The sequence below is a fragment of the Novosphingobium sp. KACC 22771 genome (assembly GCF_028736195.1).
GTDB lineage: Bacteria > Pseudomonadota > Alphaproteobacteria > Sphingomonadales > Sphingomonadaceae > Novosphingobium.
The window spans coordinates 1,007,093-1,032,226 of the sequence record NZ_CP117881.1 but is presented as its reverse complement, the minus strand read 5'-3'; the positions used below and the strand labels follow the sequence as shown (position 1 = coordinate 1,032,226).

The window sequence follows — 25,134 nt, the reverse complement described above, 5'->3', positions numbered from 1 at the left end:
GGGCGCAATGATGATGCGCCGCATGGCCCGCGCCGCGCACAAAGGCACGCCCGCCCCCGCTGCGCCTGCGCATCAGACCATCGCCTATGGTGCTGATCCGATGCAGAATCTGGACTTTACCCCGCCCCCCGGCGCCAAAGGTCCGGTGCCGCTGGTGGTCTTTGTCCATGGCGGAGGCTGGACGCAGGGCAACAAGGACAATGCCACCGGCAGTTGGAAGGCCCCGCATTACACATCGCTGGGCTATGCCTTTGCGTCGATCAACTATCGCCTTGTGCCGCAGGTGGGCGTCGAGGATGAGGCGGGCGATGTGGCCGCCGCGCTGGCCCGCCTGATCGCGGATGCGGACAGGCTGGGGATCGACCGGCACCGCATCGTGCTGATGGGCCATTCGGCGGGCGCGCATCTGGTGGCGCTGCTGGGCACGGATGAGCGTTATCTGGCGCGGGTCGGCCTCTCGCAGGGGGATCTGGCCGGGGTTCTGCCGATTGACGGGGCGGCCTATGATGTTCCCTCGCAAATGGCGGCGGCGGGCTCCTATATGCAGGGCCGGTACAAGCAGGCCTTTGGCGAGGATCCCGCCCGCCAGCGCACGCTCTCGCCCTTGACCTATGCCGCCGCGCCCAATGCCTCGCGCTTTCTGTTCATCAATGTTCAGCGCGAGGATGGGCTGGCGCAGGCCAAAGCTCTGGCCGACGCCTTGCGCCGCGCGGGCGCGCAGGTCGAGACACAGAGCTTTGACGGGCGCGGATTGCAGGGGCATGTCGAGATCAACCGCCGTCTGGGCGATCCCGACTATGCCGCGACCCCGGTGGTGGACCGCTGGTTGAAGGCGGTGTTTGGCGGTTAACCTAGCCTGCGCGGCGCCTGAGCGTTGCTTTGCGTTCGCGTCAGCCTGAACGCAAAACGCATCAATGCGCGTTGATCGCCGCGATGGTCTGGTCCAGCCGTCCCTCGATCTCGGCGCGGCGCAGGAATTGCACGCGCTCGACGTTGATCTCAGCCGGGGTGGGGGTTTGCGCGAAGAGGCCCATCACCTCATCGATAAAGTCGCTCAGCGGCAGATAGCCATCGCGCGTCGCCTGCCCCGGCGTCAGGTCGGTCTGCACGGCGGGCGGGGCCAGTTCAATCACCTCGACCCGCCCGGCCAGCAGCGCGCGCAGGGCCAGCGTATAGGAATGAAGCGCCGCCTTGGTGGCATTATAGGTGGGCGTGGAGAGCAAAGGCACAAAGGCCAGCCCCGAGGTGACATTGACGATGGCGGGGTTGGTCTGCGCTTTCAGATGGTCGATCAGCGCGTCAATCATGCGGATTGGGCCGAGCAGGTTCGACGTGATGGTCGCCTCCGCATCGGACAGGTCGCGCGCGGCGGTCGCGTCCTCGAAACGCATGATGCCCGCGTTATTGATCAAAACGTTGAGCGCGGGATAGGCCGCGAGGATCTCCCCTGCGGCGCGGGCGATATCGGCAGGATCGTCAATATTCAGCGCCCATCCCGCCATGCCGGGATTGGCCGCGATGATCTCGTCGATCAGGGCCTGACGCCGCCCGGCGATGATGACCTGATTGCCTTGCCCATGAAACCGCTCGGCCAAGGCGCGCCCAATGCCCGAAGTGCCGCCGGTGATGAGGATGGTGTTGCCGCTGGTCTGCATGGAATGTCTCCTTTTGGGGTGCGACACTCCATCTACGCCTCCGCTCTCTGGATTGAAGAAGGCACCTGAAATATTTATACTTACCCGATGGAGAGTGACTATCCCCCCAGTGATCCACGCGTCGATGCGCTGGTCAACGAACTGATCGGGCGCGTGGCCGACAAGTGGACACTGCTTATTCTGGAGGTTCTGGAGGAAGGCGGCCTCATGCGCTTTACCCAGATCGGGCGCGCCGTACCGGGGATCAGCCAGAAGATGCTGACGCAGACGCTGCGCGCGATGGAGCGCGACGGGCTGGTGACGCGCACCGTCCATCCCGTGATCCCGCCCCGCGTCGATTATGAACTGACCGCGCTGGGCCATAGCCTGAGCGCGGCGTTCTGCGGGGTGTGGCAATGGGCCGAGGCCCATCTGGAGGAAGTGGAAGGTGCGCGCAGCCGCTTCGACGCCGCCAAAGCCTCCGATTAAAGCGCGACCACCTCGCCGCCTTCAAGCCGGTGCGTAGCGCCCAGGCTCACCGCATCGCAAGCCTCGCCCAGCGCCGCCACTGTGCGCCAGCCAACAGCGCGCAGCCGCGCCGCCGCGCCCGTATCATGACCCAGCGGCAGGAACAGCAGATCGCGCGGCGCTTCCTGCGCGGCCAATGCGGTGATCAGCGGATCGGGATAGAGCGAGAAGCCCACCGCCGGTTCGGCCGGTTCGCCAAGGATCGAATAGGACCCACCGCGCGCCACCGCGCCGCGCACCCCATCGGCAAAAATCTGAAAGCCGAACCAGCTCTGATACTCAAACCCATGCCGCTCGGTCGGGTCCAGCGTCAGGCGCACACCGGCAGGCAGGCGCGCGGCAATCTGGCGCAGCGCCGCGATGCGCTCGTCCAGCACCTCGCCCAGAGCCAGCGCCTCAAGGCGAGCAATCGCAGCGTCGAGCGGCCCGGTGGCGTGGATCAGCGGCAGGTAAGCCGCCCCGCCCTCGGTGACCAGCGCACCCGCATCCTTGGCGTCCAGCTCGCGGCGGACGGCGTCCAATTGCGCAGGCGTCAGCGGCCAAGGCCCGGAGGCAAGCGCATCGACCAGACCCGGCATGGTGAAATCCACCGAAATCCCGGTGGCCCCCGCGGCCTGAAGCGCCTCGATGGCGACCGCCACCACTTCACCCGCCGCCGCCGTGCCAGCATGGCCGATCAGTTCCGCGCCGATCTGCAAACGCTCGCGCGTGGGGTCGAGGCCGTCGCCCTTGATCGCCGTCACCTGCCCGGCATAGGCCAGACGCAAGGGGCGCGGGGCGTCCTTTAAACGCGTGACGGCAATGCGGCCCACCTGCGGGGTGATATCGCTGCGCAGCGCCATCATCCGCAAGGACGAGGGATCGATAAAGCGCACCATGCGCCGCGTCTCGATGCCCGCCATGCGGCTGGCCAGACTGCGTTCAAACTCGATGCCCGGCGGTTGCACGCGGTCGTAACCATGGCTGTCGAGCACATCCATAATCGCGCGCGTGATACGCGTAGCGGCCGCCGTGTCCTGCGGCAGGCGGTCTTCGAGGCCCTCGGGCAGCAAATCGCGGGTTTCGGTGTCCATCATGGGGCGGGCTTTAGCGGGGGTTTGGAGTTTTAGGAAGGCAGAATAGATGCGAGGGACTCGTCCCTCGCGCTCCCATGACTGTCTGCGTTGTGGGTGGGGTTCGGCGTTTTGTGTTGGGCGCGGTGGCGGGATTGTTAAAGCCTGCGGCGCATTCCAGCACAAGGCCGCCGCGCCGCAGGCTTTATAAAGGTTGGGCCAAACACCCCCATCGAGCCAATGCACACCCCCAAACCGGGATTGCAAAGGGCCCCCGCCCTTTGCCCGCCGGAGGCAAAGAAAAAGGGCGGAAGCCTCCGAAGAGACCCCGCCCTAATCCTTCAAACCCTAACGTTCAGATCAGAACGCCAGCGCCTTGGCGCGCTTCACGCCGGGCAGCTTGCCGGCGGCGTCAAGCACCTCGCCCGCGACCGGGCTGTCGACCGAGAGCAGCAGAACCGCTTCGCCACCGGCTTCACGGCGACCGAGGTTGAACGTGCCGATGTTGATGCCGTTTTCGCCAAGGAGCGTACCAATGCGGCCGATGAAGCCGGGGGCGTCCTCGTTGACGATATACATCATGTCGCCCGTCAGCTCGGCTTCGACCTTGATGCCGAACAGTTCGACGAGGCGCGGTTCGGCGTTCGAGAACAGCGTGCCCGCCACCGAGCGCTCGCCCGCTTCGGTCTTGACCGAGACGCGGATCAGCGTGTGGTAGTCGCCGGTCTTTTCGGTCTTCACTTCGCGCACTTCAAGGCCGCGTTCCTTGGCGAGGAACGGAGCGTTGACCATGTTCACCGTGGCCGACTGAACGCGCAGGAAGCCGCAGAGGACGGCCGCCACGATGGGCTTGGCGTTGAGTTCGGTCGCCGCGCCTTCGGTGTGGATCGAAATGCGGGCCACGGCCGAGGGGGTGAGCTGACCGACAAGGCTGCCCAGCTTTTCAGCCAGAGCCATATAGGGACGCAGCTTGGGGGCTTCTTCAGCCGAGAGCGAAGGCACGTTCAGCGCGTTGGTCACGCCGCCCGTGGTCAGATATTCGCCAAGCTGTTCAGCAACCTGGAGCGCCACATTGACCTGAGCTTCGGTCGTCGAAGCGCCAAGGTGCGGCGTGCAGATGAAGTTCTTGGTGCCGAACAGCGGCGATTCCTTGGCCGGTTCGGTCTGGAACACGTCGAGAGCAGCGCCCGCGACATGGCCCGAATCCAGCGCGTCCTTCAGAGCCGCTTCGTCGATCAACCCCCCGCGCGCGCAGTTGACGATCCGCACGCCCTTCTTGGTCTTGGCCAGATTTTCGCGGCTCAGGATGTTCTTGGTTTCCGCCGTCAGCGGGGTGTGCAGCGTGATGAAGTCCGCCTTGCCCAGCAGCGTGTCGAGGTCGGCCTTTTCCACGCCCATTTCCACGGCGCGTTCCGGCGTCAGGAACGGATCGTAAGCCACAACCTTCATGCGCAGACCCAGAGCACGCGAAGCAACGATCGAGCCGATGTTGCCGGCGCCGATCAGGCCGAGCGTCTTGCCGGTGACTTCCACGCCCATGAAGCCGTTCTTCGGCCACAGGCCCTTCTGGGTCTGTTCGTTGGCTTCGGGGATCTGGCGGGCCAAAGCGAAGATCATCGCGATGGCGTGTTCGGCGGTGGTGATCGAATTGCCGAAAGGCGTGTTCATCACGACCACGCCCTTGGCGCTGGCATAGGGGATGTCGACGTTGTCGACACCGATACCGGCGCGGCCGATCACCTTCAGGTTGGTGGCGGCGTCCAGCACTTCCTTGGTCACGCGGGTGCTCGAACGGATGGCCAGACCATCATAGTCGCCAATGCGGGCGATCAGTTGTTCGGGAGTTTCGCCGGTGATGACGTCCACATCGCAGCCCATTTCGGTGAAAATGCGGGCGGCGTTGGGGTCCATCTTGTCCGAAATAAGGACGCGGGGCTTACGGGTGTCGGTCATGGGAATCGTATCCTCATGTGAATGGGGGAAATGGCGGGGACGATTTGAGCGCGCCCCCGCAAAAATCAGCTTGGCTTAGCCAGCCTTGACGTTAGCCAGCTTTTACAGTGGCGTAGGCGTAATCGAGCCAAGGGCCGAGGTCTTCGATATCCTCGACATTGACCGTGGCGCCGCACCAGATACGCAGACCCGCAGGCGCATCGCGATAGCCCGCGATGTCATAGGCGGCATCCGCCTTTTCCAGCACAGCGGCAAACTTCTTGATGAAGTCAGCGTCCGCGCCTTCAACCGACAGGCACACCGAGGTCTTCGAACGGGTCGCCTCGTCGGCGGCCAGATGCGAGAGCCACGAACGCTCTTCAACGATCTTGTTCAGCGCGGCGGCATTGGCATCGCTGCGCGCCTTCAGACCTTCAAGACCGCCCAGACCCTTGGCCCATTCCAGCGCGAAGATCGCGTCTTCCACGGCCAGCATCGAGGGGGTGTTGATGGTTTCGCCCTTGAACACGCCCTCGGCCAGCTTGCCCTTCGACACAAGGCGGAACACCTTGGGCAGCGGCCAAGCGGGGGTATAGGTTTCAAGGCGCTCAACAGCGCGGGGGCCGAGGATCAGCACACCATGGCCGCCTTCGCCGCCCAGAACCTTCTGCCACGAGAAGGTCGCAACGTCGATCTTGGACCAGTCGATGTCGTAAGCGAACACCGCCGAGGTGGCGTCTGCGAAAGACAGACCTTCACGGTCGGCGGGGATGAAATCGGCGTTGGGAACGCGCGCGCCGCTGGTGGTGCCGTTCCAGGTGAACAGCACGTCATTGGTCCAGTCGATGGTGTTCAGATCAGGGATCTGGCCATAATCGGCGCGGATGATCGTGGGGTCCAGCTTGAGCTGCTTGGCAACGTCGGTGACCCAACCCTCACCGAACGATTCCCATGCAAGCGTGGTGACGGGCTTGGCGCCCAACATGGTCCACATCGCCATTTCGAAAGCGCCCGTGTCCGAACCGGGCACGATGCCGATGCGGTGCGTTTCAGGGAGCTGGAGAATTTCGCGCATCAGATCGATGCAATAGGCCAGGCGCGTCTTGCCGATCTTCGCGCGGTGCGAGCGGCCCAGCGACTCGGTCGCGAGCTTGGAAAGATCGTAGACTGGCGGCTTGGCGCAGGGCCCCGACGAGAAAAAGGGGCGGGCCGGCTTCTTGGCCGGAACTTCGATAGTCATGTAGTCTCTCCTTACAGAGAGCACGCGCGGCGTTGGGACCGCGTGGCCCGCCGGCCGCTCTAGAGATCGCCGTCAAACAGTCAAGCAGACTTTTTTGCAACAGAGACGAAAATTTTCCGGCCTCGATGAAGATTTCCGCGCCAATCGGATAAAAATGCGGCATTTTCCGGCGTCAACGTCGACCCGTTCAAATCGATGATATACCTCGCTTTAACCACGCAACATTACATAGGTCTGGCAGCCACAGGGTTCATAACGCCATATGGAACACAAGCCCCGTCCATCACTGCTGGTCAGCCTCGTCCTGAGCATGGTGCTGGGCGGATGCGGCGGGGCCATTCCCGAGGCGCCCCACCGCGCCCGGCCCCAGACCGTCATCGCCTATCAGCCCATCCGCCCGGACGAGGGGCAATGCCTGTCGGACCTTGGCGCCAAGGCGGCCGGCTTTACCCCCCTGCCCGACCAATATTACGGCGCGGGCTGCGCCACCTTCAACGCCGTGCGTCTGGCCAGCCTGTCGGGCGACAGCCAATCGTTCAACATCACAAACCTTGGCCCGGTCACTTGCCCGCTGGCCAACACCTTTGCCGGATGGGCGCGATTCGGGGTGGACCGCGCCGCCCGCGCCATTCTGGGCAGCCCGCTGGTGCGGATCGAAACCATGGGCAGCTACAGTTGCCGCAACGTGGCGGGCACCGACAGGCGCAGCGCCCATGCCACTGGCAATGCCATCGATGTGGCCGCCTTCGTGCTGGCCGACGGGCGGCGAATCACCGTGCTGAACGGCTGGAATTCGCCCGATCCGGCCGAGCGCGACTTTCTGCGCACCGTTCATCAATCGGCCTGCCGCCGCTTTGGCACGACCCTGGGGCCGGATTTCAACGCCGCCCACCGCAATCATTTGCATGTGGATCTGACCAACAACGGGATCTGTCATTGAACGGGATAGGCGTTTACCTTCGTCTGCCTTGACAATGGGGGGCCGCGCTTCAATCTGAACCCGATTTCGGGAGGGTTTTAGCGATGTTTCGTCTGTCATTCGCCGCGCGGCGCTGGGCCTGCGCGCTGGGCCTGCTGGCCTCCGCGCCCGGCGCTTATGCCGCCCCGCGCATCATTCCGCGCCCTGCCAGTGTGTGGCTGGATGATTATACCACCACCGAATTGAAAGCGCGGATCGACAAGGGTTGCCCGGTGGTCATCGTGTTCAGCGGCGGCACCGAGGAGACCGGCCCCTACCTGGCGCTGGGCAAACATGGCGCCCGCGTGCGCGCCTATGGCGAGGCGATTGCGCGCAAGGTGGGCGATGCGCTGATCGCGCCGGTGCTGCATTACGCGCCCAACCCGCCCTACATGACACCCTTTCCCGGCACGATCAGCCTGCGCCCCGAGACCTTTGCCGCCGTCAACGAAGAGGTCGCGCGCAGCCTCATCAACGGCGGCTTTCGCCGCGTCGCGCTGATGAGCGAGCATGGCCCCAGTCAGAAACCGCTGGCCGATGTGGCGGCAAAACTGAACGCCGAATTTGCCGACAAGGGCGCGCAGGTCTTCTACATTTCCGACGGCTATACCCGCGCCCGCCGCGAGATAGAGGCCGCCATCCGCGCCGAGGGCAAGGTGGCGGGCGGCCATGGCGGATTGTGGGACACGTCTGAAACGCTGGCGGTCGATCCCTCGCTGGTGCGTCCCGGCCCCTATCTGCCCGGCACGATCGACAATGACGGCAACGGGCCGGTCAATGCGCTGGGCTATTCGGGCGACCCCACCGGGGCCAGCGCGCAATTGGGCCGCGAATTTGGCGCGATGCGCGTGCGTCTGGCCAGCACGGAATTGAGCGCGGCGTTGAAATCAGCAGGAGCCTGCCGGAAATAACGCGCCTGCCGGAAATAGAGATCAGCCCTGCGCGATATGGAAAGGATAGTCGGGCAGGCCGTCCAGCGCGGCCTTCAGGCTGTCGCTCCAACTGGCCGAGATGACGCGATACCAAGAATCGTTACCCTCGATCCGGCGCTGATATTTGATGCCCAGATCATCACGCCCGATCACCAGCAAATCCAGCGGCATACCCACCGAAAGATTGGCCTTGAGCGTGGAGTCAAAGCTGACCATCAGCAATTTGACCGCGTCTTCAAAGCTCATGGTGCGATCATAGCCGCGCAGGATGATCGGGCGGCCATATTTCGTCTCGCCAATCTGGAAAAAGGGCGTGTCGAGCGTGGCCTCGATGAAATTGCCTTCCGGATAGATGAGGAACAGGCGCGGTTCCTGCCCCTCGATCTGTCCGGCCAGAATCAGCGTCGCGCCAAATTGCCCCGCCGCCTGCGGGCCGACATCGGCATCCCGCTCGGCAATCGTCTCGCGCAGCGTCTTGCCCACGATGCCCGCCATCTGAAACATGGTCGAGGCTTCCAGCACGCAATTGTGCCGCTCGCTGGGCAGCTTGAAGCGCTCTTCGATCTTGGACACAACCGCCTGTGTTGTCGCCAGATTTCCGCTGGTCATCAACGCCACAACCCGCTCGCCCGGTACTTCCCAGTGAAACAGTTTGCGAAAGGTCGAGATGTTGTCGACGCCCGAATTGGTGCGGGTGTCGCTCATCAACACCAGCCCGGCATCCAGCATCATGCCAACACAGTAGGTCACTTTCTTCCCCTTTTGGCGGCGAACCCCGCGCGAATCCCTAAGTTTGCGGTTGCACAAAATTAGACCTCCGCGTCAAGCGGAGATGGCCGCATTGCTCACCCTACGGCAAAATGCCAAGCATCCCGTCACCGCTCCCCTGCGTAGGCTCCTTTAGGCCGCCATGCGGGAAAGGCTTACTGTTCGACCACTTGCTGCTGAGACACCTGAACCGCCACAGACAGGACCGCCGCCCCGCCGCCCTGCGCCATGCTGGTGACAGGTGCGGCGTCGCGGTAATCCGCGCCCACGGCCAGCCGGACATAGGTGTCATCCGGGCAGGTGTCATTGGCCGCATCAAAGCCGACCCAGCCCAGCCCCGGCACATGCACCTCGGCCCAGCCATGGCCCGCATCCTGATCCACGCGCCCCTCGATCACCAGATAGCCCGAGACATAGCGCGCGGGCAGACCCATCAGCCGCGCCACCGCGATGAACACCTGCGCATGATCCTGACACACGCCCTTGCCCGTGGCCAAGGCCGTCTCGGCCGTGGTGGCCGCGCCCGTCTGGCCCACTTCATAGACCACCGCCTTGTTCACCGCCGCCATCAGATCGTGCAGCACGGCAATCGTATTGCTGCCGTCATTGCTGAATTTGGCGGCAAGAGCGCTGATCTTCGGCCCGGGCTTCGTCAATTCGGTGGGGTTGGCCAGCCGCCACAGCGGCATGAATCCGGTATGCGCGCCCACCACGCCCGCCTTGTCATAGGTTTCGATCATGCCCTGGCCGGTGATCGTGATCTCGCCATTGCCCGTGCCCAGCGAGATCAGCGAGACGAGATTGCGGTTGTGATCCTCATACGAGCATTCGATCGCCCCGCCCTGGACCGACAATTGCCAGCCCAGCACCTTTTGCATCGCGCAATCGCGCGGCGTCAGGCGCAGGCGCTGCACTCCATGCCAGACCGGCTGGTCAAAGCGGTAATGCGTCTGGTGCTGGATCGAGATGCGCATAAGCTGGCTCCGGGCCTATTCGGTGAAACGGTAATCGGCGGCGATGGCATCGGCCACCAGCCGGTTGGTCGCGAGAAATTCGGTGATGAATTCATGCAGGCCATGCTCGAAAATTTCGGTGATCGTGGTCTTGCTCAACCTGTCGCAGGCCTCTTTCTGCATGCGATAGGCCGCCGTTTCCTGATGATAATCGCGGCACAGCCATTCCATATTGCTGGTCAGCTTGCGCAGGCAATAGGCCAGACTGCGCGGGAAACGTCCGTCAAGGATCAGGAACTGGGCAATCCCCTTGGGATCGAGCGCCCCTGCATGCAGCCAGCGGAACGCCCGCTCGCCCGCGACGCTGCGCAGCACCATTTCCCATTGCGCATTGTCCAGCCGCGACCCCACCCATGCGGCCGAGGGCAGCAGCACATGGTATTTCACGTCCAGAATGCGCGCCGTATTGTCGGCCCGCTCCAGATGGGTGCCGATGCGGGCAAAGTTGAAAATGTCATTGCGCAGCATCGTGCCTTCCATCGCGCCGCGCACGCTGGTGGCCTGACGGCGGATAACGTCGAGGACATGCCCCAGATCGGCTTCCTTGACCGGCTTGGCCAGCAGCGCCTGAAGCTGCATCCAGCTCTCATTGGTCACTTCCCAGACCTCGCGGGTGATGGCGGTACGCACCATGCGCGCGTTGGTGCGCGCGGCCTCCATCATGGCCAGCACGCTGCCCGAATTGCCCGCGCCGCGCAGCAGCCAGTTGGTGATGGCCGGCCCCGACATATCGCCGGTATAACCATCATCCATGCCCAGCGTGACCAGCACGGAGCGCCATTCATCGCTGGCCACCATATTGCCGCGCGTCAGCGCCATGCGGAAACCCGCGTCCAGCAAGCGTGCGGTGTTTTCGGCGCGCTCCAAATATCGCGCCATCCAGAAAATGCCCCAGGCGGAACGTCCCAACATATCCTATCCCTTATTCCGCCAGAACCCAGCTGTCCTTGGTGCCCCCGCCCTGCGACGAATTGACCACCAGCGAGCCTTTCTTGAGCGCCACGCGGGTAAGGCCGCCCGGCGTGATATTGATGCCATGGGGCGAAACCAGCACGAAGGGCCGCAGATCGACATGGCGCGGGGCCAGTCCCGCCTTGGTAAAGATCGGCACGGTGGAGAGCGAAAGCGTGGGCTGGGCGATGTAATTGTCCGGGTTGGCGCGCAGCTTCTTTTCAAAGGCGGCGATTTCTCCCTTGCTGCTGGTCGGCCCGATCAACATGCCATAACCGCCGCTGCCATGCACCTCCTTCACCACCAGTTCGGGCAGGTGATCGAGCACATAGGCCAGCGCGTCAGCCTCGCTGCACCGCCATGTCGGCACATTCTTCAGGATCGGTTTTTCGCCGGTATAGAACTCGACGATCTCGGGCATGAAGCTGTAGATCGCCTTGTCATCGGCAATGCCGGTGCCGGGCGCATTGGCGATAGTGATGCCCCCTGCGCGATAGACATCCATGATGCCCGCCACGCCCAGCATCGAGTCGGGATTATAGGTCAGCGGATCGAGGAAATTGTCGTCCACCCGGCGATAAAGCACGTCGATCGCCCGCCACCCGCGTGTGGTGCGCATACAGACGCGGCCATCAACCACCCGCAGATCGCCCGCCTCGACCAGTTCGGCGCCCATCTGATCGGCCAGGAAAGCATGTTCGTAATAGGCCGAATTGTAGATGCCCGGCGTCAGCACCGCCAGCACCGGCCGGTCGCTCCCTTGGGCCGCGGGCGGCGCGCAGGCGGCCAGCGACCGGGCCAGTGCGCGCGGATAATCCGACACCGGCTGCACCGCGACCTTGGTGAACAGGTCGGGGAACATCGCCATCATCGTCTCGCGGTTCTCCAGCATATAGGAGACGCCCGAAGGCGTGCGCGCATTATCCTCCAGCACCATGAAATCATCGGGGCCGGTGCGTACAAGGTCGATGCCCACGATATGGGTGTACACCCCGCCCGGCGGCGTAAAGCCCACCATTTCTGGCAAAAAGGCCTCGTTCTGGGCCAGCAGGCGTTCGGGCAGCTTGCCCGCCTTCACAATCTCGCGCTTGTGATACAGGTCGTGGAGGAAAGCGTTGAGCGCACGCACCCGCTGGTCAATCCCGCGCGACAATTTCTTCCATTCATCCGCCGTGATGATGCGCGGGATCATGTCAAAGGGGATCAGGCGCTCCTGCCCGGCATCCTCGCCATAGACATTGAAGGTGATGCCGGTGCGGCGAAACACATCCTCGGCGTTCTTGCCCTGTTTCTCCAGCCACTTGGGACTTTGGGCCTGATACCACTCGCGATAGCCGGCATAGGCGGGGCGTACATTCCCCTCGGCATCGAGCATCTCGTCATAGGACGAGATCGTGGTGGATGGCATAGAACACCCCTTGAATACTATCCGGCTCGAACACCCACGGCCGGTTATCTCGGCTCAAGCTGCAACAAACTTGTGCCATTGCCAAGCGCCTTGCTGCGTATGCGAAAGAAAAAATAGCGGTGTATAGACAAGCGCGGTTTTGCCTTTAAAGTCCGCCGCGCCGTGTACTTGCGGGCACTGTTGTGGCCCCCACCCTTGCAGAACGCATCGCGAACGCCCATACATGGGGCATGGCCGAACTCATCATCCGCCGGGGTCTTTCCGAACCCGACACCGAGGGCACCTTTGTCCCGCATCGCCCTGCCCGCCCGCCCAAGGCCGAGGGCAGCCCGCCGCTGCGCATCATCAGCGATTACACGCCCAGCGGCGACCAGCCCACGGCGATTGCCGAATTGGTGCAGGGCATCGAGAGCGGCGACAAAACGCAGGTTCTGCTGGGCGTTACGGGTTCGGGCAAGACCTTTACCATGGCGCAGGTCATTCAGGCCACCCAGCGGCCGGCGCTGATTCTGGCCCCCAACAAAATTCTGGCCGCGCAATTGTATGGCGAGATGAAGAGCTTCTTCCCCGACAATGCGGTGGAATATTTCGTCTCCTATTACGATTACTATCAGCCCGAAGCCTATGTCGCGCGCTCGGACACCTATATCGAAAAGGAATCGAGCGTTAACGAGGCCATCGACCGGATGCGCCACTCGGCCACGCGCGCGCTGCTCGAACGCGATGATGTGATCATTGTCGCCTCGGTGTCCTGCCTGTACGGCATCGGCTCGGTGGAAACCTATGCCGCGATGATCTTTGACCTGAAAGTCGGGGAATCGCAGGATCAGGGCGAGATCATCCGCAAGCTGGTCGCCATGCAGTACAAGCGCAACGAGGTGGCTTTTGCGCGCGGCACCTTCCGCGTGCGCGGCGACAATCTGGAAATCTTCCCCAGCCACTATGAAGATATCGCCTGGCGCATCAGCTTTTTCGGCGATGAGGTCGAGGCGATCAGCGAATTCGATCCGTTGACCGGCAAGGCGGGAGCGAAACTGGACAAGATCCGCGTTTACGCCAATTCGCACCACGTCACCCCCGGCCCGACGATGAAGCAGGCGATGGAGGCGATCCGTTTCGAGCTGCAGGTGCGGCTGGAAGAGTTGAACGCGGAAGGCAAATTGCTAGAGGCGCAAAGGCTGGAGCAGCGCACCAATTTCGACCTTGAGATGATCGCGGCCACAGGTTCGTGCGCAGGCGTCGAAAATTACTCGCGCTTCCTCTCGGGCCGCCTGCCGGGCGAGCCCCCGCCGACCCTGTTCGAATATCTGCCCGACAATGCCTTGCTGTTTGTGGACGAAAGCCACCAGACCGTGCCGCAAATCAGCGCGATGGCCCGAGGCGACCACCGGCGCAAAATTACCCTCGCCGAATATGGCTTTCGCCTGCCCAGTTGCATCGACAACCGCCCGCTGCGTTTCAACGAATGGGATGCGATGCGCCCGCAAACGGTGGCGGTTTCGGCCACGCCGGGTTCGTGGGAGATGGAGGAGTCAGGCGGCACCTTTGCCGAACAGGTGATCCGCCCTACCGGCCTGATCGACCCCCCGGTCGAAATCCGCCCGGTCGAGGATCAGGTGCAGGATTGCATCGAGGAATGCCGCAAGACCGCCGCCAACGGCTATCGCACTTTGGTAACCACGCTGACCAAGCGCATGGCCGAGGATCTGACCGAGTTCATGCATGAGGCGGGCGTTCGGGTCCGCTATATGCACAGCGACGTGGAAACGCTCGAACGTATCGAACTGATCCGTGACCTGCGGCTCGGCGTCTATGATGTGCTGATCGGCATCAACCTGCTGCGCGAAGGGCTGGATATTCCCGAATGCGGGCTGGTTTGCATCCTCGACGCGGACAAGGAGGGCTTCCTGCGCTCCGAAACCTCGCTGGTGCAGACCATCGGCCGCGCGGCGCGCAATGTCGATGGCCGCGTCATCCTCTATGCCGACCGCATGACCGGCAGCATGGAACGCGCCATCGCCGAAACCGACCGCCGCCGCGCCAAGCAGCAGGCCTATAACGAGGCCCACGGCATCACGCCCCAGACCATCAAGCGCAACATCCACGACATCGTCGCCGACACCGCATCGCGCGATGGCGTGCTGGTCGATATCGAGGATGATGGCGTCAACAACCTCGTTGGCCACAACCTGCGCGCCTATATCGAGGACCTCGAAAAGCGGATGCGCACTGCCGCGGCTGACCTTGAGTTTGAGGAAGCAGGGCGGCTCCGCGATGAAATCCGGCGACTTGAGGCGACTGAGCTTGGCCTGCCCGAGGGCGAGCGCAAGGCGCCGATCGTCGGGCGATCAAATGAGGGCAAACCGGGGACGCGCAAGACGCGCTATGGCAAGGTGCAGAAGAAGTGGGGGAAGTGAGGCGTTAGGGTGCCTCCGGCGGGCAAAGGGCGGGGGCCCTTTGCAATCCCGTTATTGTCGGCGTTGCGCTATTAGCTCGGCCTCGGGTATCGGACGCAATGTTTTGATTGGAAAGCCTGCGGCGCCAATCAGCGCCACGCCCAGCGCCGCAGGCAATAAATCACGCGGATCACAGCACCCCGTCGGAAAACCCAGCACCGCCCCATTCCCGGGATTGTTAAGGGCCCCCGCCCTTAACCCGCCGGAGGCATCAAACCCGAAAAATCACAATTTCCCGAACTTCGCCTCATACCCGGCAATATCGCCGCTGGCCAGAAACTGCGCCTGCGCCACCCATTGATCGCGCGTGGCCCGGCCTGCGAAAGTCCCCAACTGGGCATCGATGGCCACAATATCGGCCTCGCTCCACCCTGCGATCTGGGCAAAGCTGACCACGCCCAGTTCGGCGAGGCGGGCCTTCAGTTTCGGTCCCAAACCTTTGATGCGGGTCAGATCGTCGCTCTGGGTGGCGGCCTCCTGCGCGGCCACGGCTGCGGCCAGATCGCCAAAGGCATCGGATTCCACCTCGGCTTGGGGTTCAACCTTGACCGCGACATCGGCTGCCGGTTCTGCCGCGCGCAACGACACCTGCGATGCCGCGCTTGGCGCATTGATCAGCGCGGAATTGCGCTGGGCGGGGCCGACGCCTTCGTCCATCGCATCGGGCGCGCGATGCCGTTCGCGCGTCGTCTTGCCCCGGCGCAGCAGCAGGCCCGCCAGCAGCGCCAGCAGAACCAGCGCGCCGGCAATGGCCAGAGGATAGGACTGGAACAACTCAACCATCAAAACGCCTCACACCATCAATTCGTTACGCGGCCTGTTCGCCCTTTTGGCGGCGAAACAGCAAACGGTCTGCCGGGCCAAAGCCCAGCCGCCAGATGACCAGACAATAAAGCCCAAGAATCGCCGGAATGCCCAGCGCAATCTGCGCCCATTCGGGCAAAAACCGCACCACCGCCCAGCCCAGCGCGCCCGCCGCCACCCCCGCCACGAACAGCGACCAGCGCAGCGTCTCGACCTTATAGCCCAGATGCCATTGCAGCAGCCGCGACTTGACCAGACTGGCGATGGAAAGCGTGACCATCAACGCGCCCGCCGCCGAGGCCGCCTGATCCATCTCGTCGAAATAGAAACCGCCCGCCACCAGCATGCCCGCCAGCGTAAAGATCGCCTGAAGCCCGATCGTGGCCAGCGAAAGCCACAGGTTGCGCAAGGGGGCGATATAGATCAGCGCGGCCTCGCTGACCACCGCAGGCGCGGCGCAGACCTCGGCGCCCAGCAGGAAAGCCAGCGCCAGCATCCCGCCGGTAAATTGCGGCCCGACCAGCCCCAGCACCCCGTCGCCCGGAATACCCAGCGCCAGCGCAATGCCCGCCTGCGCCGCCGTGATCCAGAAACCCACCTGACAGACCTGTTTGGCAATCGCCTCCAGATTGCCTTCCTTCAGATTGCGCGTGATGACTGGCCCAAGGATCGGCTCGAAACTGGTTTTCAGCTTTTGCGGCAGGCTGGCCACCTGCTGCGCCACATAATAAACGCCGACCGATGTGGGCGTGGCAAACATGCCAAGAATGGCAATGTCGATACGCCGCGTGCCCCATTCCACCGCATCGGCCACGGCCAACGGCATGGTGTTGAGCGCCAGACGCCCGATCCGCAGCGGATGGGGCGTCCAATCGCGCGGCATGCCATAGGATCGCAGTAGCGGCAGCGCCGCCGAGAGCATCGCGGCCACCACCGACACCACATAGGACAGCGTCAGACCGCTGGCACCCAGATGGGTCCACCAACCATGCGTGCCACCCCATTTGCCCGCCGCCCAGAACAGGCCCGCCGCGATCGACAGCGTCCATGGCTCGATCACAGACCGCGCCCGCACCGTCGCGCCCACGTCAAAGCGATAGGCCAGCGCGGCCAACGCAATATCGGTCAGCGCCGTGGGCGCCACGGCCAGCACCAGCCAGCGATCCCATGCGGAATATTCGCCCGAGGGAAACATCGGCCATGGAAAGAGAAACAGCCCCACCGTAACGGGCAGCGCGATCAACACCGTCAGCACCACGCCATCGGCGATCACATGGGCCGCATCGCGATCGTCATCGGACAATCTTTGCGCGATCCCGCGCTTTTGCCCCAGCGTGCAGAGCTGCGAGGCCAGTTCGATCACCACCAGCGCCGAGGCAAACCGACCCAGCGCATCGGCCCCATACAGCCGCCCGGCAATGAACAGAAACGGCAGGCGCGCGGCAAGGCGCAGCAGGAAACCAAAGAAATTGGTCCGCCCGCCTTTGGCCAGCGTGTTGAGATCGCGATTGACCACTTCGTCCAGCGCGGCGCCGGACGCGGCACCCGGGGCGGCCGCATCGGTCAGGGGAAGGGCAACAGGTTGACTCAAGCAAAACTCCCGTGCGCCGGGGTATCATCCCCCGGCTCGGATGGGTCCGCCAGTTCGGCCTTCAAGGGCCTTGCCAACAGATCCGATACCACCGCCCCCGCCGGCGCTTTCCCCGTAAGCAACCGGCAGACGGCATCAACAATCGGCATGGCGATCCCGGCCCGCCGGGCCAGATCCGCCAGAACCGGAGCCGTGTGCGCACCCTCCGCAACACTCGATTTCCCCGACAGAGCCTCTGACGCGCTCTGCCCTTGGCCCAGCGCCTTGCCAAGTGAATAATTGCGACTGGCCGTGCTGGCGCAGGTCAGGATGAGATCGCCAAGGCCGCACAGGCCCGAGAGCGTTTCGGCCCGCGCCCCGCGCGCCACCCCGAAACGCAGCATCTCGGCATAGCCGCGCGCGATCAGCGCCGCGCGCGCATTCTCGCCCAGCCCCAGACCTTCCACCACGCCGCATGCAATCGCCAACACATTCTTCACCGCCCCGCCGATCTCGGCGCCGACCACATCGGGCGAGTAATACGGGCGGAAAGCTGCACGGGCGATGACTGGCGAAAGGCGCCGCCATTGCTCCTCGCCGCCCGCACAGGCCAGCGTGATCGCGGTGGGCAATCCCATCGCCACCTCACGCGCAAAGGTCGGGCCGGACATGACCGCGATCTGCGCCGATGGCTGAATGGCGGCGGCCACATCGGCCATCAACCGTCCCGTGCCCGCCTCGATCCCCTTCGAGCACAGCACCAGATCGCGCTGAACATCATGGGCGCCATCGGGCAGCCCCGCCAGCACACCGCCCATGAACTGCGCCGGGCAGACCACCAGGATCGTCGAGAGATCCGCCAGTTCGCCCATATCGCAGGTCGCGCGCACGGGCTTTGCAATGGTTGCGCCGGGCAGATAGGTGGCGTTGGTCCGGCGCGTGTTGATTTCCTCGACCAACGCGGCCTCGCGCGCCCAAAGGATCGCGGGGGTGCCATCGCTGGCCACCATTTGCGCCAGAGCGGTGCCCCAGGCTCCCGCGCCAATGATACCAACCGCGCTCACGCCTTCACCCCCGCCCCTCGCGCAGGGGCGGCATCGGGATCCAGCGGCCAGCGCGGCCTTGCGGCAAAATCGAGCGGATCGTTGATCCCCAGCGCGAATCGTTCAACCCCCGCCCAGGCGATCATCGCGGCATTATCCGTGCACAGCTTCAGCGGCGGCGCGACAAAACGCAAGCCCGCCCCCGCCGCCAGCCCTTCGAGCGCGCCGCGCACCGCCTTGTTGGCCGCAACCCCGCCCGCCACGACCAGCGCGGTCACATCGCCCGCCGCCGCCATTGCGCGCCGCGTGCGGTCCACCACGCAATCCAGAGCGGCCTGCTGAAAACTGGCCGCCAGATCAGCCTTGGAATATTGGCCCGTTTCATAGGCGCGCAGCACCGCGCTTTTCAGGCCCGCAAAGGAAAAATGCGGCTCTGCCCCGCCCAGCAACGGGCGCGGCAGAGGCACAGCGCGCGGATCCCCCTCCAGCGCCAGCCTTTCGACCGCAGGCCCGCCCGGATAGCCAAGACCAAGCACCTTGGCGGTCTTGTCAAAGGCCTCGCCCAGCGCATCGTCGATGGTGGTGGCAAGGCGGGTGTAATCGCCAACGCCATTGACGCGCAGCAATTGGCAATGCCCCCCGCTGACCAGCAGGAGCAAATAGGGATAGGCCAGATCAGCATCGGCCAGTCGCGGCGACAGCGCGTGGCCTTCGAGATGGTTGATCGCCAGCAGCGGCTTGTCCGCCGCCATCGCCAGCGCCTTGGCCGTGACCAGCCCGACCATCACCCCGCCGATCAGCCCCGGCCCCGCCGTGGCCGCAATCGCATCGACATCGCCCAGCCCCAGCCCCGCATCCGCCAGCGTTGCCTCGACCATCGGCGCCAGCCTTTCGGCATGGGCGCGCGCGGCAATCTCGGGCACCACGCCGCCATAGGGGCGGTGCTCCTCATCCTGACTGGCGATGCGCTGGGCCAGAATCACTCGCCCATCGGTGACCAGCGCCACCGCGGTTTCATCGCAGGATGATTCGATACCCAGAATAATCTTCAAGGGCTTGGCCACCCGTCCTCATGCGTCTGCGCGTCACGCGCTGCACAACATCGCGCGTTCTGCGCTTCCCCTTAGCGAGATTGCAGTTTAGCACAACCCACCATGCCTGAATCACCAGAAACCCAAATCCGCATTTTGCGCCTCGGCACCCGTGCCTCCCCCCTCGCCATGGCGCAGGCCCACGAGACCCGCGCCCGGCTTTGCGCCGCCCATGGCTGGGACGAAAGCCTTGTGGAAATCGTGCCCGTCACGGCCAGCGGCGACAAAATCCTCGACCGCCCGTTGGCTGATGTCGGCGGCAAGGCGCTGTGGACCAAAGAGCTCGACCTGTGGCTGCACGAGGGCGTGATCGATTTTGCGGTCCACAGTTTGAAGGATGTGGAAACCATCCGTCCCGACTGGCTGACCATCGCGGCGATTCTCCCGCGTGAGGATGTGCGCGACTGTCTGGTGGGCGCGGCCAGCATCGCGGCCCTGCCCCATGGGGCGCGGCTGGGCACCAGCGCGCCGCGCCGGGCGGCCCAGGCGCTCAATCTGCGGCCTGATCTGAAAATCGTGCCCTTTCGCGGCAATGTCGCCACACGCCTTGGCAAGTTGGCCGCGGGCGAGGCCGATGCCACGCTGCTGGCCATGGCGGGCCTCAACCGGCTGGATCAGGCCAGTGCGGGCACGCCGCTGGAGCCCGATGTGTGGCTGCCCGCGCCGGGTCAGGGGGCGATCGCTATCGAGTGCCGCAGCAATGACGCCGCCACGCGCGCGCTCCTCTCCGCCATTGACCATGCCGAAAGCCGTATCGCCGTGCTGGCCGAGCGGGCCTTTCTGGCGGGGCTTGGCGGCACATGCCATTCGGCCATTGCCGTGCGCACCGTTCAGGATTCCGGCAGCTGGCATCTGATAGCAAGCCTGTTCAGCCCCGATGGCGCGGACCGAATCGACGGACAGACCGGTTTTGCCCCGCTCGACCATGGCCCGATTGCGGCTCTGGCCGCCGATCTTTTGTCACGGGCGCCTGAAACGATTGCCATGCATTTTTCCGGAGCCGCTACGCCCTCATGAATCCCCCCATCGTGATCCTGCGCCCCGAACCGGGCGCCAGCGCATCGTTGCAGGCCGCAGCGGCCTTGGGGCTGGATGCCTATGCTTTTCCTTTGTTCCACACGGTGGCGCGCGCCTGGGATGCGCCCTCGCCCGATGCCTTCGACGCCCTCCTGCTGGGCAGCGCCAACGCGCTGCGCCATGGCGGCGAGGGGTTGAACGCCTATGCGGGCAAGCCAACCTATTGCGTGGGCGATGTCACCACACAGGCCGCGCTTTCCCATGGTTTTTCGATCGCAGCTCAGGGAAGCGGCGGGCTTCAGGACGTGCTCGACAAGGTTGGCGATCATGCCCGCCTGCTGCGCCTCTCGGGCGAGGAGCGGGTGGCGCTGTGCCCTCCCCCCGGCGTGACGGTTGAAGAGCGGGTGGTCTATGCCAGCCTACCTGCGCCCATGCCGGTGGAACTGGCGCGGCTGATGGGGGTGGCGGCGCTGCCGGGGCTGATCGTGATGCTGCATTCCGGGGCGGCTGCGCGCCATTTCATCGCCGAATGCGCGCGGCTGGGCCTGTCGCGCTCGCGCATCACGGCGATCACCATCGGGCCGCGCGTCACGCAAATCTGCGATGAAACGGGCGGCTGGCGCGATGTGTTGACCGCCCAGGCGCCCGGCGATGCCGCCATGCTGGCTTTGGCGCGGCAAACGTGCCAGACTGAGACCGGTGTAGATGCCACTGGTTTAGATGGGGGTCTGGCCGGACAATGAACGAGGAATATCCCAATCAGCCGCGCGCCGCAAAGCGGGCGGGCTGCGCCGGGCGCGCTGTCGCTTTTGCGGTGGTCTTTGCGCTGGGCGCCGGGGTGACGGGCTTTGCCGGGTGGCAATTGGGCTGGATGCGCCATGGCATTGTGCCGATGATGGGCGCCGAGCCCCCCGCCCTCGCCCCGCTGAACGAGGCGCAGCTCAATGCGCGCATCGCCGCCCTCGATCAAAAGCTGCACGCCATTGAAACGCAAGCCGCGCTGGCCAGCGGTCAGGCGGGTCGGGCCGAGGCGCTGCTGGTTTCCATCGCCACGCGCCGCGCCATCGAGCGGGGCACGCCGCTCGGCTATCTGGAGGGGCAATTGCGCATCCGCTTTGGCGAGGCCTTGCCGCAGGTGGTCAATGGCGTGATTGCCTTTGGCCGTGCGCCTATCACGCAGGATCGGCTCTCGGCCCAGCTTGACGTGCTGGCCCCGCAACTGACCGGCCCGGACGAGCAGCAAGGGACCTGGGCCAAGGTTACCCGCGATCTGTCGGGCCTGTTCGTGCTGCACAGCGAGACGCGCCCGGCCGCGCCCGATCCCAAGGTCCGCCTGGATCACGCGCGCCTGTGCCTGCGCGAGGGGCGGATCGAGGATGCGATTGCCGACGTGCGCCTGTTGCCCGGCGCCAAGGCGGCGCAGGGCTGGATTGCCGACGCCCAGCGCTATGCCGCCGCGATGCATGCGCTGGATGCGCTCGACACCTCTGCGCTGCTCGAACCCAAAGGGCTGCGCGATGGTCAGGGGCGGTTGATCGATCAGGCCAGCCCGCTCGCCGGGCCGGCACAGGTTCCAGCGGGGCAGATTTCAGCCGCTCAGGCGCCTGCGGTTCAGGCGTCCGAGGCAGCCTCGACTACGCCAAAGCCTTAGCGGAGCAGATTGGGGAGCTGGCCCGAAAGGCCGCGTGCCTCGTTCATGAAGAAGGTTTTCAGGCTTGGCATCCGCTGCACCGCGCCCATGCCAAGCCGCCGCACCGCGCTGGCCGTGCGGCCCGGCACGCCAAACAGGCGCACGATGCCGTCCATCACGCTCATCGTCGTGAAATTGTCCAGCGCGCGCCAGTTTTCATAGCGCTTGAGCACCTGCGCATCGCCCGGCTCCAGCCCAAGGCGCATGCTCTCGGTCAAGACCTCGACCAGGGCGCCCACATCGCGCAGGCCAAGATTGAGCCCTTGGCCCGCGATCGGGTGCATCCCATGCGCCGCATCGCCCACCAGCGCCAGACGGTCGCCCACGATGCGCGTGGCGTTCTGATAAGTCAGCGGATAGGCCATGCGCCGCGCGATCAATTCGATCCCGCCGAACATCCCTTCCATCCGCTTTTCGATCTCGGCGATAAATGTGGCGTCCGACATCGCCTTGACCCCGGCGGCATCCCTGGAAGGCACGGTCCAGACCAGCGCGCTGCGATGCACCCGGCCCGAGGCGGTGGGGGTTTTCAGGTCCAGCAGCGGCAAAAGCGCGAACGGCCCGGCCGAATAGAAGATTTCCCAAGCCACATTGTCATGCGGCCGGTCATGGGCCAACGCCGTCACGATGGCGGTATGGTGATAATCCCATGCGACCAGACCGATGCCGTCCTCCTCGCGCGTGGGACTGCGGCGCCCTTCCGCGCCCACCAGCAGATTGCCCCGCAGCACCCTGCCATCCGAAAGCGTGGCCGAAACGCCATGGGGGCCACGCTCGCGCTTCACCACATCGGCTTTGGTATGCCATGCGATATTGGGTTCATGTCGCGCGGCCTCGAACAAGGCGAGGCGGATATCGCGATTGGAATACATCCGGCCCAGCGTGCCCTCGTCGGCCTTGGGGCGGAAATCGATGCGGCCCGGCTTGTGCTGATCGGTCACGGCAATCGCGTCGATCGGGCAGCCGAGCGGCGCCAAGACATCGCCAAGCCCGATATTGGCAAACAGATTCCAGCTTGCCGCGCTGATGGCCGAGGCGCGCCCATCGACGCCCTCAGCGGTCAGATCGGCGGGGTCCTCCCGCTCGACCACATGCGAGGTGATGCCCTGTTTCGCCGCGGCCAGCGCCAGCGTCATGCCGACAAGGCCGCCCCCCAGAATAACCAGATCTTTGGACGGCAAAAGGCACGCGGAGTCGGGATGGCTGTTCATGCCATCCCGCTACGCCTGTTATGCCTCAGCGGCAAGTGTCCGCAGGGCCACCGTCAACATCAAGGCAGCGTCCGTCAAACGCGCCTTCGGGCACTTTGAGGCCGATCCATGAGGCAAGCGTGGGGGCAATATCCACCGTTTCGACCGGCTGGGGCTGCTCCATGCCCTTCATGCCCTTGCGCCAGAAGATCATCGGTACGCGGCGGTCATAGTCCCACACGCTGCCATGGGTGGTGACATAGCCCGGCCCGGCCTTGGGAATGGGGACAATGGCGCGATGCAGCGAGGCATAGACCTGACCCGAACGGGTGGGGTCGAACGAGGCGCGCATGCGCTGGATCAGGCTCCAGTCCTGCGGATGGCCATGGGGATAGGGGGTCGCGGCGATTTCATCGGCGGTGAACACCGCTTCCACCTGCGGATGGGTCTTCAAACGGGCGACCAGCTTCTCGCTGACCTTGGCGCGTTCGTCGGGCGTCAGTTGCGGGCTGATCCAGTAATCGCCGCCAACGCCGTCGCTGCAGATGATATTGCCCGCCACATCCGGGCCGGGGTTGCACGCGGGCAGCGGCTTGGTGATGCCCAGTTCGGCGGCAATCGCGCGGCCCAGCACCTCGCCGCTGAGCGCCGCATCGCCGCGCGCGGCCTCCGGCACGCCCTGTTCACGCAGGCGTTCGGGCAGGTCGATCCCGCCATGATCGGCCGACAGCATCACCGCATAATCCACGCCCGATGCGTCCAGCTTGGCAAAGAAAGCGCCCAGCTTCTGGTCCAGTTCATGCTGCTGGATGCACATTTCAAGGCCCTCGGTGCCATAGGCATGGCCGACATAATCGTTGGCCGACAGGCTGACCGAGAGGATGTCGGGCGCGCTGCCCTTGCCCAGCTTCATCGAGGTAAGCAGCGAGGCCGCCAATTCGAGCGTGGCGGCATCCGCGCGCGGCGAGATGCGGAGCTGGTCCGCAGGCTTCACCTTGCCCTTGGGGTCCAGCACAAAGCGCCCCGTGCCCACCGTCACCGACCCGGCCTGCACCGCATGATCGCGCGCGGCGCACCATGCCGGAACCGCCATCGCCGGCGCGCCCTTGGCCAGCAGCGCCTTGAGACCATCGTTCAATTTCAACACTTCGGGCGGCAATGGCGCGCCGACAAAGCTGGTATAGGCGCCGCGATCATACCAGAAGGCCGCATCAATCTGATGCCCGCCCATCATCACCACGGCGCGATCCTTGGTGGAAACGGCGACATTGCGGCTGGTCGGCCACTGCTTCTTGGCCCATTCGCCCAGCGTCGGGACCTTGAGATGCACCGAGGAAACGAAGGGCTTGCTGGTCGAGCTTTCCGGCTTGCTCTCATCCTCGACGCAGTAAATCTTCTTTTCCGCCCGCCCGGCCGACAGGTCGATCCAGGTGTTGGCGATGATGCCGGTGCGCGCCGGATGGACGCCGGTCATCAGCGTGGAATGGCCGGGGCAGGTTTCGGTGGCCGCGTGGCTCTGGAAACCGGCGGGGAACACCGCGCCCTTCAGCAGGCGGGCAAGGCCGCCGGTGTAATGTTCGCGATATTCGGCAAACAGGTCGGCGCTGAACTGGTCCACCGAAATGGCGACGATCAGCTTGGGCGCAGGCAAAGTTGCATCAGCAGCGGCGGGCGCGGCGGGCGCGTCCTTGGCCATGGCCGGGGCGGCGCCCAGCGCAAGGGCCAGCGCAGCCCCCAGCGAAGGCGCCAACGCGGCAAGAGACGACTTATAAGAAATGGCAATGGATCGGGCCACGGGGCTTTCCTTGCAAAATGTTTCGATCGGCGGCAGGGGTAGGTGATGGCGCGTGGGCGGGA

The 25,134-nt window shown here is 64.6% G+C and carries 22 protein-coding genes; 8 read left to right on the top strand and 14 right to left on the bottom strand.

The window, feature by feature from the left end:
- Positions 1–10: 10 nt before the first annotated feature.
- The gene (locus PQ467_RS04560) at positions 11–850 is read left to right on the top strand and encodes an alpha/beta hydrolase (RefSeq protein WP_443192998.1); all 840 of its coding nucleotides are present in this window, start codon (positions 11–13) and stop codon (positions 848–850) included.
- Between the two features lie 61 nt (positions 851–911).
- Here PQ467_RS04560 and PQ467_RS04555 read toward each other — a convergent pair whose 3' ends face one another.
- The gene (locus PQ467_RS04555; protein ID WP_274175365.1) at positions 912–1,655 is read right to left on the bottom strand and encodes an SDR family oxidoreductase; all 744 of its coding nucleotides are present in this window, start codon (positions 1,653–1,655) and stop codon (positions 912–914) included.
- A gap of 87 nt (positions 1,656–1,742) precedes the next feature.
- Between PQ467_RS04555 and PQ467_RS04550 the strand changes: the two genes are divergently transcribed.
- Entirely contained in the window at positions 1,743–2,123 is a 381-nt protein-coding gene (locus tag PQ467_RS04550; RefSeq protein WP_274175364.1) for a winged helix-turn-helix transcriptional regulator, read from the top strand.
- Here the strand turns inward: PQ467_RS04550 and PQ467_RS04545 are convergent.
- The 3 genes from PQ467_RS04545 to PQ467_RS04535 form a co-directional block, all read right to left on the bottom strand.
- Positions 2,120–3,238 (bottom strand): ATP phosphoribosyltransferase regulatory subunit, encoded by a 1,119-nt coding sequence (locus tag PQ467_RS04545; protein ID WP_274175363.1) that lies wholly within the window; start codon positions 3,236–3,238, stop codon positions 2,120–2,122. The two genes, PQ467_RS04550 and PQ467_RS04545, sit on opposite strands and share 4 nt — an antisense overlap.
- 336 nt (positions 3,239–3,574) lie before the next feature.
- The gene (serA, locus tag PQ467_RS04540) at positions 3,575–5,167 is read right to left on the bottom strand and encodes a phosphoglycerate dehydrogenase (protein WP_274175362.1); all 1,593 of its coding nucleotides are present in this window, start codon (positions 5,165–5,167) and stop codon (positions 3,575–3,577) included.
- Positions 5,168–5,258: 91 nt separating this feature from the next.
- Positions 5,259–6,386: a phosphoserine transaminase gene (locus PQ467_RS04535; protein ID WP_274175361.1), complete on the bottom strand. Its 1,128-nt coding sequence runs from the start codon at positions 6,384–6,386 to the stop codon at positions 5,259–5,261.
- Between the two features lie 262 nt (positions 6,387–6,648).
- Here PQ467_RS04535 and PQ467_RS04530 point away from each other — a divergent pair, with 262 nt between their 5' ends.
- Entirely contained in the window at positions 6,649–7,326 is a 678-nt protein-coding gene (locus tag PQ467_RS04530) for an extensin-like domain-containing protein (protein WP_274175360.1), read from the top strand.
- 83 nt (positions 7,327–7,409) lie between these two features.
- Positions 7,410–8,255 carry a creatininase family protein gene (locus tag PQ467_RS04525; RefSeq protein ID WP_274175359.1) on the top strand — a complete coding sequence of 282 codons (846 nt, stop codon included), beginning with the start codon at positions 7,410–7,412 and terminating at the stop codon, positions 8,253–8,255.
- A 21-nt stretch (positions 8,256–8,276) separates the two neighbouring features.
- On the opposite strand, the gene PQ467_RS04520 is transcribed toward PQ467_RS04525, so the two are convergent.
- From PQ467_RS04520 to PQ467_RS04505, 4 genes are all read right to left on the bottom strand, one after another.
- Complete coding sequence (locus PQ467_RS04520; protein WP_274175358.1) at positions 8,277–9,026, bottom strand: peptidase; 750 nt, start codon at positions 9,024–9,026, stop codon at positions 8,277–8,279.
- 173 nt (positions 9,027–9,199) lie between these two features.
- The gene (locus PQ467_RS04515) at positions 9,200–10,018 is read right to left on the bottom strand and encodes a transglutaminase family protein (protein ID WP_274175357.1); all 819 of its coding nucleotides are present in this window, start codon (positions 10,016–10,018) and stop codon (positions 9,200–9,202) included.
- Positions 10,019–10,033: 15 nt separating this feature from the next.
- Entirely contained in the window at positions 10,034–10,969 is a 936-nt protein-coding gene (locus PQ467_RS04510) for an alpha-E domain-containing protein (RefSeq protein WP_274175356.1), read from the bottom strand.
- A gap of 10 nt (positions 10,970–10,979) precedes the next feature.
- Positions 10,980–12,416: a circularly permuted type 2 ATP-grasp protein gene (locus tag PQ467_RS04505; protein ID WP_274175355.1), complete on the bottom strand. Its 1,437-nt coding sequence runs from the start codon at positions 12,414–12,416 to the stop codon at positions 10,980–10,982.
- A 230-nt stretch (positions 12,417–12,646) separates the two neighbouring features.
- Here PQ467_RS04505 and uvrB point away from each other — a divergent pair, with 230 nt between their 5' ends.
- Positions 12,647–14,833, top strand: a complete 2,187-nt coding sequence (gene uvrB, locus PQ467_RS04500) for an excinuclease ABC subunit UvrB (protein WP_274175354.1) — start codon at positions 12,647–12,649, stop codon at positions 14,831–14,833.
- Positions 14,834–15,097: 264 nt separating this feature from the next.
- On the opposite strand, the gene PQ467_RS04495 is transcribed toward uvrB, so the two are convergent.
- From PQ467_RS04495 to tsaD, 4 genes are read right to left on the bottom strand one after another with little or no spacing between them, the layout of a single operon-like run.
- Positions 15,098–15,655: a hypothetical protein gene (locus PQ467_RS04495; protein ID WP_274175353.1), complete on the bottom strand. Its 558-nt coding sequence runs from the start codon at positions 15,653–15,655 to the stop codon at positions 15,098–15,100.
- Positions 15,656–15,680: 25 nt separating this feature from the next.
- The gene (locus tag PQ467_RS04490; RefSeq protein WP_337995108.1) at positions 15,681–17,267 is read right to left on the bottom strand and encodes a lipopolysaccharide biosynthesis protein; all 1,587 of its coding nucleotides are present in this window, start codon (positions 17,265–17,267) and stop codon (positions 15,681–15,683) included.
- Positions 17,264–18,310 (bottom strand): NAD(P)H-dependent glycerol-3-phosphate dehydrogenase, encoded by a 1,047-nt coding sequence (locus tag PQ467_RS04485; protein WP_274175352.1) that lies wholly within the window; start codon positions 18,308–18,310, stop codon positions 17,264–17,266. Before PQ467_RS04485 ends, PQ467_RS04490 begins: the two co-directional genes overlap by 4 nt.
- Entirely contained in the window at positions 18,307–19,341 is a 1,035-nt protein-coding gene (gene tsaD / locus PQ467_RS04480; RefSeq protein ID WP_274175351.1) for a tRNA (adenosine(37)-N6)-threonylcarbamoyltransferase complex transferase subunit TsaD, read from the bottom strand. Before tsaD ends, PQ467_RS04485 begins: the two co-directional genes overlap by 4 nt.
- A gap of 168 nt (positions 19,342–19,509) precedes the next feature.
- On the opposite strand from tsaD, the gene hemC reads away from it, so the two are divergent.
- Genes hemC through PQ467_RS04465 form a run of 3 tightly spaced genes read left to right on the top strand, consistent with a single transcriptional unit; the run spans position 19,510 to position 22,048 of the window.
- Positions 19,510–20,397, top strand: a complete 888-nt coding sequence (hemC, locus tag PQ467_RS04475; RefSeq protein WP_443192997.1) for a hydroxymethylbilane synthase — start codon at positions 19,510–19,512, stop codon at positions 20,395–20,397.
- Positions 20,394–21,140, top strand: coding sequence for a uroporphyrinogen-III synthase (locus tag PQ467_RS04470; RefSeq protein WP_274175349.1), 747 nt, complete (start codon positions 20,394–20,396; stop codon positions 21,138–21,140). Before hemC ends, PQ467_RS04470 begins: the two co-directional genes overlap by 4 nt.
- On the top strand, positions 21,137–22,048 hold the full coding sequence (locus PQ467_RS04465; RefSeq protein ID WP_274175348.1) for a hypothetical protein: 912 nt from the start codon (positions 21,137–21,139) through the stop codon (positions 22,046–22,048). Before PQ467_RS04470 ends, PQ467_RS04465 begins: the two co-directional genes overlap by 4 nt.
- Here PQ467_RS04465 and PQ467_RS04460 read toward each other — a convergent pair.
- Together PQ467_RS04460 and PQ467_RS04455 are read right to left on the bottom strand one after the other, a co-directional pair.
- A complete protein-coding gene (locus PQ467_RS04460) occupies positions 22,045–23,298 on the bottom strand; it encodes a UbiH/UbiF/VisC/COQ6 family ubiquinone biosynthesis hydroxylase (RefSeq protein WP_274175347.1) in 1,254 nt (417 codons plus the stop codon). The genes PQ467_RS04465 and PQ467_RS04460 overlap by 4 nt on opposite strands.
- A gap of 25 nt (positions 23,299–23,323) precedes the next feature.
- Positions 23,324–25,072 carry an alkaline phosphatase family protein gene (locus tag PQ467_RS04455; RefSeq protein WP_337995107.1) on the bottom strand — a complete coding sequence of 583 codons (1,749 nt, stop codon included), beginning with the start codon at positions 25,070–25,072 and terminating at the stop codon, positions 23,324–23,326.
- Positions 25,073–25,134: the final 62 nt, after the last annotated feature.

Bases quoted from the DNA above. Each gene is read 5' to 3' on its own strand.
- PQ467_RS04535 (WP_274175361.1), bottom strand. From the start codon at position 6,386: ATGACTATCGAAGTTCCGGCCAAGAAGCCGGCCCGCCCCTTTTTCTCG.
- serA (WP_274175362.1), bottom strand. From the start codon at position 5,167: ATGACCGACACCCGTAAGCCCCGCGTCCTTATTTCGGACAAGATGGAC.
- PQ467_RS04515 (WP_274175357.1), bottom strand. From the start codon at position 10,018: ATGCGCATCTCGATCCAGCACCAGACGCATTACCGCTTTGACCAGCCG.
- PQ467_RS04495 (WP_274175353.1), bottom strand. From the start codon at position 15,655: ATGGTTGAGTTGTTCCAGTCCTATCCTCTGGCCATTGCCGGCGCGCTG.
- PQ467_RS04525 (WP_274175359.1), top strand. From the start codon at position 7,410: ATGTTTCGTCTGTCATTCGCCGCGCGGCGCTGGGCCTGCGCGCTGGGC.
- uvrB (WP_274175354.1), top strand. From the start codon at position 12,647: ATGGCCGAACTCATCATCCGCCGGGGTCTTTCCGAACCCGACACCGAG.
- PQ467_RS04560 (WP_443192998.1), top strand. From the start codon at position 11: ATGATGCGCCGCATGGCCCGCGCCGCGCACAAAGGCACGCCCGCCCCC.
- PQ467_RS04465 (WP_274175348.1), top strand. From the start codon at position 21,137: ATGAACGAGGAATATCCCAATCAGCCGCGCGCCGCAAAGCGGGCGGGC.
- PQ467_RS04470 (WP_274175349.1), top strand. From the start codon at position 20,394: ATGAATCCCCCCATCGTGATCCTGCGCCCCGAACCGGGCGCCAGCGCA.
- PQ467_RS04510 (WP_274175356.1), bottom strand. From the start codon at position 10,969: ATGTTGGGACGTTCCGCCTGGGGCATTTTCTGGATGGCGCGATATTTG.
- PQ467_RS04550 (WP_274175364.1), top strand. From the start codon at position 1,743: ATGGAGAGTGACTATCCCCCCAGTGATCCACGCGTCGATGCGCTGGTC.
- PQ467_RS04505 (WP_274175355.1), bottom strand. From the start codon at position 12,416: ATGCCATCCACCACGATCTCGTCCTATGACGAGATGCTCGATGCCGAG.
- PQ467_RS04530 (WP_274175360.1), top strand. From the start codon at position 6,649: ATGGAACACAAGCCCCGTCCATCACTGCTGGTCAGCCTCGTCCTGAGC.
- PQ467_RS04460 (WP_274175347.1), bottom strand. From the start codon at position 23,298: ATGAACAGCCATCCCGACTCCGCGTGCCTTTTGCCGTCCAAAGATCTG.
- PQ467_RS04555 (WP_274175365.1), bottom strand. From the start codon at position 1,655: ATGCAGACCAGCGGCAACACCATCCTCATCACCGGCGGCACTTCGGGC.
- PQ467_RS04545 (WP_274175363.1), bottom strand. From the start codon at position 3,238: ATGATGGACACCGAAACCCGCGATTTGCTGCCCGAGGGCCTCGAAGAC.
- hemC (WP_443192997.1), top strand. From the start codon at position 19,510: ATGGCGCAGGCCCACGAGACCCGCGCCCGGCTTTGCGCCGCCCATGGC.